This is a genomic window from Kribbella catacumbae DSM 19601 (assembly GCF_000372465.1).
Taxonomy (GTDB): domain Bacteria; phylum Actinomycetota; class Actinomycetes; order Propionibacteriales; family Kribbellaceae; genus Kribbella; species Kribbella catacumbae.
On record NZ_AQUZ01000021.1, the window covers coordinates 26,968 to 39,418 of the forward strand.

Below are 12,451 nucleotides of genomic sequence, written 5' to 3' on the forward strand. Positions count from 1 at the left end.
GATTCTCCTACTTCGCGCCGAGCTCTCGACGGGTGACGGTACCGGCCACTAGCGTCGCAAGCTTCTAACGGTCGAGGCTGGGGAAGGTCCCGAGAGGTATGGACGTCGATCTACGGCTGGTGCGGTACTTCCTGGTGATGGCGGAGGAACTGCATTTCACCGCAGCCGCGCGCCGGCTCTACGTTTCCCAGCCGGCGCTGAGCAACCAGATCCGCCGGCTCGAAGCACAGCTCGGCGCCCAGCTCTTCGACCGGTCGCCGCGAGGCGTGACCCTGACCGCCGCGGGTGATGCCTTCCTTCCGCACGCCCGCGGCGCACTCGACGCGATCAAGTCCGGAGTCATCGACGCCACCGCGGCCGCCCAGCGCGATCAGGTACTGCGAATCGACGTGCTGCACACCAACCTCGCCACCCCTCGCGCCGTGCTGAACCGGCTGCGCGACCGGCTGCCCTCGTTTCGCCTGGAGATCACCAGCCGCGGTACTCGCGAACAACAGCAGCGCCTGCTGACCGGTGAACTCGACCTTGCGCTCTGCGGCTCCACCGCGCGCTGCCCCGACGGCGTGATGCAGCGGATCATCCGCCGCGAGGCTTTAGGGGTAGCGCTTTCCGAGAACCACCCACTCGCGACGGCGGACGCGGTCGCGGTACGGGAGTTGACCGACGAGCTGCACTACCTGCCGCCGGACGACCTCGCGCCGGAGTGGAACGAGTTCGTGCTCGCCTGCTGCCGTACTGCGGGATTCGCGCCGCGCCGGCATCCCGCGACGTCCACCTCCGCGGCAGAACTGGTCCGTGCGGGTGAGTGCGTCGCTCTCGGCCTGCTCTCGACGCCCTATCCGGAAGGTGTGGTCGTCCGGCCACTCGCCGCCGGCGTTCCGCCGTACGGGTGGTCGCTGCGCTGGCGCGACTCACCCCGTACTCCGGCCGCCGCGCTCGCGGTTCTGCGCACGCTGGACTAGTGCACTGGTTCGATTACCGAACGGGATCGGGTGGTGGCTGTTCGTCAAGCGGGGTTGGTGTTTCCGTCGTGTCTCGACCCTGCGGGTTCGTGTAATTCGGTCCTCGGATGTATAACTTCGCGATCCATGGGGTAGGAATGAGACACAGATATTTGACCGCGGTCCAGACATGTGCCGCGCCGTGACTCACCGTCGCGAGGTCAAGAATCATGGTTGCCGTACTCACCGAGCCGAAGCAGGCTGAACGCAAGCAGCGCCGGGATCCGAAGCAGCATCGAGATCTCACCACCCGGTCCCTTCTCGACCGGCGGGCCCGATCCACCGACGAAGCAGAGCGACAGAAGCTGCTGGACGAAGCGATCGAGCTGAATCTCGGCATCGCCCACAGCATCGCCGGCCGGTTCCGCGGCCGCGGCGTCGAACCCGACGATCTCGACCAGGTCGCCTACCTGGGACTGGTCAAGGCCGCCCGCAGCTATCGCCCGGACACCGAGACACCGTTTCTCGCTTATGCCGTTCCGACCATCCGCGGAGAGGTGAAGCGCTACTTCCGCGACTGCTCCTGGACCGTCCGGATCCCGCGCAGACTGCAGGAACTGCAGGGCTCGATCGCCTCCGTGCGGCCGCGGCTGGTGCAGGAGCTGCAGCGCGATCCCACCCTGGAAGAACTCGCCGACGAGCTCGGCACCACCGTCGCCGAGGTCGAGGCCGCGCTGGCCGCGGACGGGTGTTTCTCCGTCCTGTCGCTGGATCGCCCGATCGACGGTGACTCGACGGCGAGTCTGGCCGACACCATCGCGGACGAGGAGGACAGCGCGTTCGAGCGGACCGAGGCGGTCGCCATCCTCGAACCGGTGCTGAGCGAACTCGCCCCGCGGGAACGCAAGATCCTCGAACTGCGCTTCGTCGAGGGTCACACCCAGGCCGACATCGGCGCCGAGATCGGCGTCAGCCAGATGCAGGTCTCCCGGCTGTTGCGCGGCATTCTGGACCGGCTGCGCGACCGGATCGAGCCCCCCACCGCTGCCGCGGCCTGACACCACCCTCCCGTCAGGCCCGGTAGCGCCCTCACCGCAGTGGTCCGCCGTAGAATTGCCTCCGCGGCGGATCACTTGCGGAGGGGTTAGATGCCTGGGGCACCGATTTTCGTGGTCCAGCTGCATGATGCGCGCCGCCTGCACTACGACGTACGGCTCGAGGTCGGTGGCGTGCTGAAGTCGTGGGCGGTGCCGCGCGGGCCTTCGCTCGATCCGGTGGTGAAGCGGCTCGCCGTGCCGACCGACGATCACGACCTGGAGTACGCGACGTACGAAGGTGTGCACGTCGGCAGCCGGTACGGCAGTGGTGCCGTGATCGTCTGGGACGCAGGGGTCTACCAGAACCAGACCAAGGACAGGCAGCGCCGGCCCGTCGATCCGGCGGACGCGATCGAGCGTGGGCACTTCCGCTTCGGCTTGCAGGGCGTGAAGTTGACCGGCTCGTGGGCCTTCACCCGGACCGGTCGCGACGGTGACTGGCTGCTGGTCAAGGTGCGTGACGAGTCCGCCGATCCGTTGCTCGATCTGACCATCGCCGAGCCGCGCTCGATCCTCAGCGGTCTCACCATCGAGGAGATGGCCGCTACCGCCGGCTAGCGCGCACGACTGGGCGGTGATTGGCCGGTTCCGGACGCCTGGGTGACGGGTCGCGACCTTGACCGCTCACAAACGCAGCAACACAATCGTGCACACTTCTGATCCTTTCGCCGCCCGGAGGACACAAATGCGCACTCTTGCCGCTCTCATGTCCGGGGTACTGCTAGCCGCGCTCATTCCCTCACCCGCTCACGCGGCACCCCCGCCTGTCTGGACCCACAGCGCCGCCGACCGCCTGTTCGCCGGTACGCCGAAACCCGCCGGTGCGCCGACGGCGATCGACCTGTACGCCGCCCGCAACGAGACCGAAGCCGCTCAGATCGCAGTCCGCCCGACTGCCGCGCTGACCGGCGTCTCCATCGCCCCCAGCACCCTCACCGGACCAGGCGGCGCGACCATCCCTGCCAGCGAGATCACCGTCCGCCGCGAGTACCTGCACCCGAATGTGGTCCTCCTGGGCGACGCCGAAGTCGAGCCCGCACCAGGCGGCGGTACGGCGTACTACGACGCGCTTGTCGAGAACACTCCGCGATCCCTCGCGGCCAACGTCACCCAGCCGTACCACTACAGCGTGCGTGTGCCTGCCGGCCAGGCGCCTGGCGTCTACACCGGCACCGCCACCGTCCAGAGCAGCGCGGGCAACGTCGCAGTACCGGTCCGGCTGACCGTCTATGCGACGACGCTGCCCGCCACCAACCAGTCGACGTTCAAGCTGAACAACTGGACCACCTCGGCGGGCTGGGACTACGACGGCACGATCAAGTCGATCCCGATCCAGTACGGCGTCCAGATGTACGACGCGAACTGGTGGAAGGTGATCGGGGCGATGGCCCGCAACCACGCGAAACATCGCAACAACGTGGTGTTCGCAGACTTCCAGGCGCTGCTCATCCCGGACACCACGATCGATGCCGCTGGCAACTACACGTTCGGCTGGGCCACCTTCGACCGGTTCATCCAGACGTACGCCGACGCCGGCGCGCTGCAGTGGATCCACACCCCACATCTGCTGATCGGCGGCACCACGCCCCGGCTGGAGATGCTCAAGCGCGGGGCCGACGGCAAGCCTCAGATGGCCCCGGTGCTCACCAACACCGCCGAAGCGAACGCCTATCTGGACAAGGTGTTTCCCGCCCTCAAGCAGCACCTCGATGCCAAGGGCTGGACCGACAAGTTCTACCTGAGCGCCAACGACGAATCCACCCGCACGGAGGAGATCACCGCGGCCAACTGGCTCTACGCGAAGTACCGGCAGTACTTCCCGAACCCGAAGCTGAACGAGGCCGAACTCGCCATCCTCAACCCGGCGGCCACCGTCACGTCCAACACCCCGATCCTCGATCTCTACGAGAACAACGTCGGCCACTTCCAGTCCAAGCGGCTCGGTGGCAACGAGCTCTGGCTCTACAACTGCATCGGCCCGCGCGGCCCGTACCTCAACCGCTTCATCGGTTCACATCTGAACAAGACCAGGCTGACTCCGCTGCTCGCGTGGAAGACCAACTCGGTCGGCTATCTGCACTGGGGCTGGAACTACTGGTTCCAGAACGTCGGCGGCCCCTACGTCCAGTTCGACACCTTCGACGGCCCGCACAACGGCGACAACTTCCTCGTCCGGCCCAACCGCGCGGCCTACGACCTGTACGACAGCGTGCGCAGCGAGGCCCAGCTGGATGGCGCTGAGGACTACGAGCTCTTCGCCAAGCTGGCCGAGACCAAGCCCGTGCTCGCGAAGGCGCTGGCCAACTCGTTGATCACCAACTCCTACACCTTCGACCACTCCGGTACGGCGGTCGACCACGTCCATCGCCAGGTCCTCGACGCACTCGCCACCGGCGGACCCGACCAGACCTACCCGTACTCCGACGACTTCGCCTCCGGCGCGCACTCGTGGCAGGCAAGCAAGGGCACCTGGTCGGCCTCCGGCGGAGTCCTGAGCCAGACCGACACCTCCCGCTGGGACTTCGTCAACAGCCTCGAGGCCCGCGCGTACGCCGATGTGGTGGCGAGCGTCGACCTGCGGATCACCGGCGTCAACGCCAACGACGGCAACAACAACTGGGCCGGGCTGGTGGTGCGCAACCTCAACGGCACCGACTTCGAGAGCGGCTACTTGGTGGCCCAGCGCAACAACGGTGAGGTGTTCGTCTATCGCAGCGGGACCAACCTCGGTCGCGCGATCGCGACCGGCTACGCGCCCGGCCAGTTCAACCGGTTGCGAGTGGTTGCGCGAGGCAACACGATCACCGTCTATGCGGGCTCTGGGCAAGCACCCGTGCTGACGGTCACCGACAACGCGTTCAGCGCGGGCGGCATCGGACTGGCCAGTGGTGGCGTCAGCGTCCAGTTCGACAACGCCAGGATCAACCCGGAGACCAACCCGGCAGAGGCCCGGCCGCTCACCGTCAGCTCGACGTACGACGGCGACGGGTGGAATCCTCGGGCGGCCGTCGACGGTCGGCGTACATCGGTGGTTGGGTCGATGGGCTGGACGAGTGCTGCGGCCGCGAGTGCTACCGCTGCGCAGTCGCTCCAGGTCGATCTCGGCTCGGCTCGGCCGGTCAGCAGGGTGGATCTCTATCCGCGCAGTGACGGTGCAAACGCTGGATCGGGGTTCCCGATCGACTTCACGGTGCAGGTGTCGGCCGACGGCTCTACTTGGTCGACTGTGGCGAGTAGGCAGAACTATGCGAAGCCAGCGGCCGTGGCGCAGACCTTCCCGTTTGCTACTCAGAACGTTCGCTACGTGAAGGTTGTCGGCAGCAAGCTCAGTCAGGACAACTTCGGTTCCTACCGGCTGCAGTTCGCGGAGGTTGAGGTTGCCGGCGGCAACCTTGCGGCCGGGCGGCCGGTCACCGCTTCGTCGTCGTCGGAGTTCGCGGCCGAGGGGTGGTTGCGGTCCAACCTCACCGACGGCTCACGCCAGTCGCGGTTGTGGAACTCGATGGGCTGGACCAGCGCTTCCGTGCCGGCCGGCAACCCGCAGTACGCGAGGGTGGATCTCGGTGGGCCGAGTCTGGTCAGCCGGGTAGACCTGTCCGCGCGCTCCGACGGCGGGAGTACCGGCAATGGGTTCCCGATCGACTTCACCGTCGAGACGTCGCTCGACGGCACGACCTGGACCCCGGTGGCCACGGTGAACGACCTGCCGCAGCCCGGGGCCGGAGTACAGGCATTCACGTTCCCTGCGACGACCGCGCGGTACGTGCAGGTGCGTGGGACTGAGCTCCGGCCGGACGGCGAAGGCGGCTACCGGATGCAGTTGTCGGAGCTGGAGGTCCGCTGACTCACCAGCCGTCGACGTGCAGGATCTCGTCGAAGGGCTGGCGCGGGGCCGGCTTGAAGGTGTCGCCGGTGTAGTACGCGGTCGGGAGGAGCACGGACTGCCGGATTTCCTCCGGCAGTCCGAGCAACTCCGAGATCTCCTGCTCGTACGTCAGGTGCAGCGTGGTCCACGCAGTACCGAGGCCGCGAGCGCGTGCTGCCAGGCAGTAGCTCCACGCAGCCGGGAGGATCGAACCCCACAGGCCAGCCTGGTTGCCTGCGCCCAACGATTTCGCTTGCAGGCAAGGGATGACGAGCACCGGCACCTGACCCATCCGCTCACCAAGGTAGGCGACACTCGACCCGACCCGCTGCTGGACGGGCGCCCGCTCGGGATCGTCGGCGTACAAGCGACCGGCCGCACCCGAGGACTCCAGGTACGCCGCGACCGAGCGCTGGTAGTACTCCCCGATCGCCGCCCGCTTCTCCGCATCCGTGATGACCAGCCAGTGCCAGGTCTGGCGATTGCTGCCGGACGGAGCCTGGAGCGCGGTCTCGATGCACTCGCGGATCAGCTCCATCGGCACCGGCCGCTCGAGATCGAGCCGCTTGCGGACCGTACGGGTGGTGGTGAGCAGTTCGTCTGGGGTGAGGTCGAGTGTCGTCACCTTCTCAGTTTGTCAGCAGGTGTACATCGAGGTGGGGTGGACCTTCTCGCAGTACCGGACGTGCAGGTGGTTGTCGTGCGCGGGCCACTGGGCGGTCAGGCCCTCGCTGATCAGGGTCGGGTCGTTGAACCAGATGAACTTGACGTGGCCGGGAGCGGACGCACGGATCGCCTGGACGAGTTGGCGGGTCGCGGCGCGGTCGTAGGTCGTCGACTGCCAGGTGATCCGGCCGGCGGTGCACTGCCCGTTGTCGGTGCGGATCGGCCAGATGTCGATGTCCAGACCGTTCTCGTGACTGCCGTGACCGGGGATGTCCCCGCCGTGCTCGAACCCGGCGTCGCCGTACGGGACCTTGCCCTGGCTCGTGCCGGCGAAGCTTCGCGCGCTCGCTTCAAGCTGGGCGACAGCGGCCGAGGTAGCCCAGTTGGCGGCGGTGCCGTTGCTGTCGGGATCCTGGTCGCACAGGTTGGCGGTGAAGTCGGGGTAGTCGTAGTGCCAGGCGAGATTGCGCCAGGTGACCGGGCCGACGATGCCGTCCGCGCCGATGCCGGCATGCGACTGGAACGCGACGACGGCGTCGCGGACCGCAGTACCGAAGACTCCGTCGACCGGGAGGCTGAGGCGGCGCTTGGCGTTCAGCTCAACCTGCAGCGCCTTCACGGCCGCGTTGTTGTCGCCGGAGCGGATCGTGGGGACGAGCGCGCCCCACGTCTGCGGCCCGACGATGCCGTCGGAGCCGAGGCCCTTGGCGGTCTGGAACGCCTTGGCGGCCATCACCGTCCCGGCACCGAAGACGCCGTCAGCCGGGACGGACTGACCGTTGTGCTGGAGCAAGTACTGGATCGCCAGTACGTCGGCGCCGCGGTTGCCGCTGCTCTGGGTGGGGAAGAAGGCGTTCGCGTACGCCTGCGCACTGCCGGGAATGCCGCCGATCAACAGCACAGCGGCAAACAGCGCAAGACCTGTTCGCTTGAGGGAGGGCACGGTTGTCTCCATTCGGGGCGGGGCCGTAAACAACTAACCTCTCCCCGCCACCTTCAGCCACAATTTACCCACCCGCAAGACCTGACGCTGTCCCGACCGACAGGACATAGTGCTCATTTTTGGCGCGGCCGCCGCTCCAGTGAGCGTGGCGCCCGGCCGAAGAACCGACTATGTCCTGTCGGTCGGGACAGAACTACTCGAAAGGCTTTGGGTCGCCGGCGCCTACACGCACTACCTCGGGGATGTCTTCGGAGAAGTCGATCACCGTGGTGGGCTCGGTGCCGCAGTCGCCGGAGTCGATGACCGCGTCGATCTGGTGGTCGAGCAGTTCCTTGATCTCCCAGCCCTGCGTCATCGGCTCCTCCTCGTCCGGGAGCAGGAGGGTGCTGGACAGCAGCGGCTCACCGAGTTCTTCGAGCAGCGCCTGGGTCACGACGTGGGCGGGGATGCGGACGCCGACCGTCTTCTTCTTGGCGTGCAGCAGCCGCCGCGGGACCTCTTTGGTCGCGGGCAGGATGAACGTGTAGCTGCCCGGGGTCGCCGCCTTGATCGAGCGGAACACCGCGTTGCTGATGTGCACGAACTGCCCGAGCTGGGAGAAGTCCTGGCAGACCAGCGTGAAGTGATGCCGGTCGTCGAGTTGCCGGATGGTCCGGATCCGGTCCAGGCCGTCCTTGTTGCCCAGCTGGCAGCCGAGCGCGAAGCAGGAGTCCGTCGGGTAGGCGACCAGCCCGTCGTCGCGGATCAGGTCGACCACCTGGCCGATCGATCGCTTCTGCGGATTCTCCGGGTGTACGTCGAAATACCTCGCCATCCCCTGACCCTAGCGCTAGCGCAGGAAGGACAGGGCGAGGGTGGTCAGCGCGAGGGCAGTGGTGAGCAGCCATCGGGCGGAGCGGGACGAGGTGATCATGGCAGCGATTCTCCAAGCCGTTCCCAGCGGCTGGGAACGGCTTGGAGCGCAGATCAGGGACGGATCCGGGGATCTCTCAGTGGACTACCTGACCAGCACCTTCACCGCGGTACTGAAGGCAGTGTCGCGCTGCGCCTCGAACTCGTCCTTGCTGAAGACCGGGGTCCGCAGGTCCGGCGGGATGCCCGGGCCGTCGAAGGACTTCCAGTCGCGGGTGCGGAACTCCTCGTTCGGCACGATGAACCGCCAGCCGTTCGGCAGGCTCCGGACCAGTACGTCGGAGAAGACGCCCTGGGTGTTCTGCCCGATCCGGACCGGCCGCGGGGTGCGGTTCATCATCGCCTGCGTGAACGTCTCGCCGGCGCTCATCTGCGACCCGCCGGTCAGCATCGCGATCGGTCCCGTGTACTTCGTCCGCTCCGACGGCTGGACGAAGAGCGGCTGCGGCGCGGTGAACGCGGCCGGGTCGGACGGATCGTTGCGAGCCCGCTTGGCGTAGGCGAAGAACGGCTTGCCGGTGAGCCGCGAGGCCAGATCCAACCCCAGCTGGTCGGAACCGCCGCCGTTGATCCGCAGGTCGACGATCAGCCCGCGCAGCTTGTTCCGCCCGGTCGTGCGGTCCTTGGTGAGGATCTGGTCGATCGTGCCGTTCAGTACCTTCCGCTCGGCGTTGTAGTCGGCGACATCGCCGTACCCGAGGAAGGCGATCACCCTGAGGTAGCCGATCCGCCCGGGCAGATCGGCGTACCCGATCCGGTCGTTCGCGTACGTCGTGAGGTGGGTGCCCTTGAGCGTGGTCTGCTCGATGTAAGGCCGCAGTTGCGCCTCGAGCTCCGGGGACGGGAAGGTGGTTCCGGGACGCACCCCGCCGAACGTTCTGGTCTCGCTGCGAATCGCGGTGTGCGCATCGCCGAGCGGTCTGATCATCTCGCTCAGCAGGTCGAACAGCGCGTCCTCGGAGATGTCAGGCGTCACGCGCGGCCGATAGGTGTCGCGCACCTTGTTCCAGTCGATGCCCTTGGCCTGGAAGAACGGGTAGTTCTCGGCGTACGTCGTCCAGAACTGGTCGAAGACGGCCAGCGGACCCGTTGCCCCGGGCACCGTACAGAGCTTGGGAAGTTTGGCCAACCGGCGCAGGTGTTTGTCACCGACGTTGCCCTCGACATGCATCACCGCGCGGTCGCGACGGCCCTGCATGGTGAAGGCCTGCTCCTCCTCGGCGGTGAAGCGGTTGCCGGATCGCGTGTACACCGCGGCCGGCGTACAGCTGATCGAGGTGGTCGAGAACAGCTCGGCCTTTCCGTTGTCAATGGCAACGATTGTGCCGTAGCCGTCCAGCTGCCAGACCCCATCGATGGAGGTCGCGGCACTGGCCGCCAGCGGAGCCGACAGCGGCGCCGCGACGAGTCCGGCGGCGATCCCGACAGCCAGCAGCATCCGGCGGGCGGGGCGGAACGTAGTGAAGTCCATGCGGACAACTCTTGTCGGCCAAGGCGGGCGGAGACAGGGAGCGACCACCCCACCCGAGGTAGACCTAGCCCCACCTATCTGATCATTCGCCCCCTTTTCACCCTCCTGCGAACTATCCGGTCCTGTGGGCAGGGTGACGAGGGTGAAAAGGGGGCGAATGATCAGGTGGGGAGGGGGGTCGCGCTGACCACCAGGTTGTTCTGGTACCCACCACGAGACCGGTCATAGGCACCCGTGCAGGTGATCATCACCAGCCGGTGATCGCCCGTCTGCTCGAACGCCCCGCTCTCGGTCGCCAAGGCATCCTTCGGCACCGACGTCACGGAGTCCACCCGGTACGCCGCGCTGTGGCCGGCGCCGCGCAGTACGACGACCTCGCCTGCCTTGACCTTCAACAGCCGCACGAAGAAGCCGATGCCCTCTTTGGCGGAATCGACGTGTCCCGCGATCACCACCGAGCCGAACGGATCACCTGCCTCGGCTCCGCCGTCCCACCAGCCGACCCGCTGGACAAGTTCTGGCACGACCAGTTGCCCATCCACCGTCGAGGCCGGCAACACCGCTGCTTTGCCGCCACCGGGCAGCACGAGTTCGGTCGGCACAAATCTGATCCGCTGGCTCGCGGCTGGAGTACCAACCCGCCCGGGCAGCACGGAGGGCAACGGCTCCGGCTGCCCCACAGCCGGAGTACCGCCACCTTCCGCGCCAGGGCTCGGGACTGCCGTGTTCACTGCTGCGTTGCACCCCTCCAGGGCCACGCAGCAGAACAGGACCAATCCGAGCAAGAACCTGTTCAGCGACGAACCGCCTTCCTGACCATCAGTGCCAGCGCGCCCGCCAGGAGCAGAACCGCCAAGGGCAGCCCAGCGCCCGGCGATCCGGAGGCCAGGCCTGCCGCCTGCCCGCCGGTTCCGGTGTTGACCAGACCGGGCTTCTGACTGCCGGACCCGGGCAGCTTCAGCGTCGCGACCGCGACATTCATCGTCTTCGACGCCGGCTCACCGACCGCGAATACGCGGGTCAGATACCCGGCTCGGACCGGCAAATTCAGCGGCCCGAGAACAACCGGCGTGGTCGCCCCGGTAGGCACGATGTCGACCTTGTAGGTACCGGCCGGAACCACCACGTCGAGTGATTCACCGTTCGCCACATTGGAGAACAGCACCTGACCGTTCACCCGGATGTCCGCCGGCCCGACGGCCGCGGTGTGCGCGACCCGGACAGCGGCCTTGTCCCGAGGTACAGCGGCCAGCTTGTTGGCGTACGTGGTGATCACCGCAGCCGCCGTCGGCGACGCCGGACGGTGGACGACGACGTCGAGATTGCTGTTGGCCCCCACCGACACCTGCCGCTCGATCACCACTTTTCCGCCCTCCGTCGCGGTGATCTTGCGCGACCCGGCCGCCACCGTGAGCGGGCCGACGACCTCGGTCGCCTTTACTCCGCCGGCGACCGTCTTGCCGTCCACGGCGATGTCGACGGTCCGCCCGGGCAGCCCCTGGATCACGTGCAGTACGCCGCTGCTGGCCGCCTGTGCCGGCTGCGCGACGAGCCCGCAGAGCAGCCCGGCCACGACCACCGCCAGCACTCCGGAAATCATCCGCCGAAATTGCGGACCTGACATTCTCGATAAGAATGACTTGGTATTGATAACTGTTGGAGATTGCCCGGATACGCTCCGCTCCCGCATTTTCCCCCACCCTTCGGAAATGCTTCGGGAATTGCCTGATCAGGCTAATTGCGGCGTATCGTATGCGGAAGTCGATCCGGCCACCAGAGGAACTGTCCGGGTCCTTTGGGGGCGATGGCGCATGGCCGCACGCAGGTCCGTCGAGATCCTTGCGGCACTGACCTTGGGGCTCAGCGCGACCGCGGCCTGCACCTCGGATCAGACCGGTACTCCGGTCGCACCCAGCCCCGCCCCGCCGCCCCAGGACACCGCCACCGCATCGGTCCAGCCGTCCCCGTCCGCAGAGGGCCCAGGCCGGACCGCACCCGGAATCCATCTGGCCGCGATCCCCCGCAGCGACGGCAGTTTCGACATCACCGAAGACGTCGTACTGCGCGCCGAGGTCGCCCTCATCCGCCTTCAACTGCCGCGATCGGGTGACCAACTGCCCGGGCTGATGCGACCGACCAAGCCCACTGTGACGAGCTTGCGGATCACCGCCGACGACCAGCCGGTGCCGATAGCCGCTCAATCCCCCGCAACCCGCGACGTGCCGCTGACGGTCGCCGCGACCCGATTGCGGCTGACCTACCGGCTGACCGGTTCGACTGTGCGCAGCCAGCCGTCGGAGGCCGGCCGGGCCGCCGCGGTGATCAGCCCGCTCACAGCCGGGGTCGACGGGACCTTGCCTACCAACTACCAGATCTCCGGCGGCGGACTGCTCAACGCGGTCTGCCCGGAACTGCCGGATCCCCGCTGCGCCGTCGGCGAGCCACCCGGGCTCGGAATCCAGCAGGGCATCCCGGCCGGCCAGGCGCTCGCAGTACTCCAGCTGAATCTGCCGAAGTAGTCCTGAATCGGCGCTTTGAAGCGCTTAGGCTGAGCTC

The 12,451-nt window shown here is 67.3% G+C and carries 11 protein-coding genes; 5 read left to right on the forward strand and 6 right to left on the reverse strand.

All coding sequences use genetic code 11. The annotated features are described in order from the left end of the window. Positions 1 to 98 precede the first annotated feature (98 nt). The 4 genes from A3ES_RS0121690 to A3ES_RS0121705 all read left to right on the forward strand — a co-directional run bounded on the left by A3ES_RS0121690 (position 99) and on the right by A3ES_RS0121705 (position 5,882). Positions 99 to 962 carry a LysR family transcriptional regulator gene (locus A3ES_RS0121690; RefSeq protein ID WP_020388948.1) on the forward strand — a complete coding sequence of 288 codons (864 nt, stop codon included), beginning with the start codon at positions 99 to 101 and terminating at the stop codon, positions 960 to 962. 209 nt (positions 963 to 1,171) lie between these two features. After that, complete coding sequence (locus A3ES_RS0121695; protein ID WP_020388949.1) at positions 1,172 to 1,999, forward strand: SigB/SigF/SigG family RNA polymerase sigma factor; 828 nt, start codon at positions 1,172 to 1,174, stop codon at positions 1,997 to 1,999. A 90-nt stretch (positions 2,000 to 2,089) separates the two neighbouring features. Then, complete coding sequence (locus A3ES_RS0121700) at positions 2,090 to 2,596, forward strand: DNA polymerase ligase N-terminal domain-containing protein (protein ID WP_020388950.1); 507 nt, start codon at positions 2,090 to 2,092, stop codon at positions 2,594 to 2,596. Positions 2,597 to 2,723: 127 nt separating this feature from the next. After that, positions 2,724 to 5,882 (forward strand): discoidin domain-containing protein, encoded by a 3,159-nt coding sequence (locus tag A3ES_RS0121705; protein WP_083933588.1) that lies wholly within the window; start codon positions 2,724 to 2,726, stop codon positions 5,880 to 5,882. 1 nt (position 5,883) lies between these two features. On the opposite strand, the gene A3ES_RS0121710 is transcribed toward A3ES_RS0121705, so the two are convergent. The 6 genes from A3ES_RS0121710 to A3ES_RS0121740 all read right to left on the reverse strand — a co-directional run bounded on the left by A3ES_RS0121710 (position 5,884) and on the right by A3ES_RS0121740 (position 11,495). Then, on the reverse strand, positions 5,884 to 6,528 hold the full coding sequence (locus tag A3ES_RS0121710; protein WP_020388952.1) for a nitroreductase family protein: 645 nt from the start codon (positions 6,526 to 6,528) through the stop codon (positions 5,884 to 5,886). Between the two features lie 12 nt (positions 6,529 to 6,540). Further along, positions 6,541 to 7,512, reverse strand: a complete 972-nt coding sequence (locus A3ES_RS0121715; RefSeq protein ID WP_202806555.1) for a penicillin-insensitive murein endopeptidase — start codon at positions 7,510 to 7,512, stop codon at positions 6,541 to 6,543. 193 nt (positions 7,513 to 7,705) lie between these two features. Then, a complete protein-coding gene (locus A3ES_RS0121720) occupies positions 7,706 to 8,326 on the reverse strand; it encodes an L-threonylcarbamoyladenylate synthase (protein WP_020388954.1) in 621 nt (206 codons plus the stop codon). Positions 8,327 to 8,509: 183 nt separating this feature from the next. Then, the gene (locus tag A3ES_RS0121730) at positions 8,510 to 9,895 is read right to left on the reverse strand and encodes a S41 family peptidase (protein WP_020388955.1); all 1,386 of its coding nucleotides are present in this window, start codon (positions 9,893 to 9,895) and stop codon (positions 8,510 to 8,512) included. A 161-nt stretch (positions 9,896 to 10,056) separates the two neighbouring features. Further along, positions 10,057 to 10,626, reverse strand: coding sequence for a class F sortase (locus A3ES_RS0121735; RefSeq protein ID WP_237745018.1), 570 nt, complete (start codon positions 10,624 to 10,626; stop codon positions 10,057 to 10,059). Between the two features lie 62 nt (positions 10,627 to 10,688). Further along, the gene (locus tag A3ES_RS0121740; RefSeq protein ID WP_085955574.1) at positions 10,689 to 11,495 is read right to left on the reverse strand and encodes a DUF4397 domain-containing protein; all 807 of its coding nucleotides are present in this window, start codon (positions 11,493 to 11,495) and stop codon (positions 10,689 to 10,691) included. Between the two features lie 211 nt (positions 11,496 to 11,706). On the opposite strand from A3ES_RS0121740, the gene A3ES_RS0121745 reads away from it, so the two are divergent. Beyond that, complete coding sequence (locus tag A3ES_RS0121745; protein ID WP_020388958.1) at positions 11,707 to 12,414, forward strand: hypothetical protein; 708 nt, start codon at positions 11,707 to 11,709, stop codon at positions 12,412 to 12,414. The last annotated feature ends 37 nt before the right edge of the window (positions 12,415 to 12,451 follow it).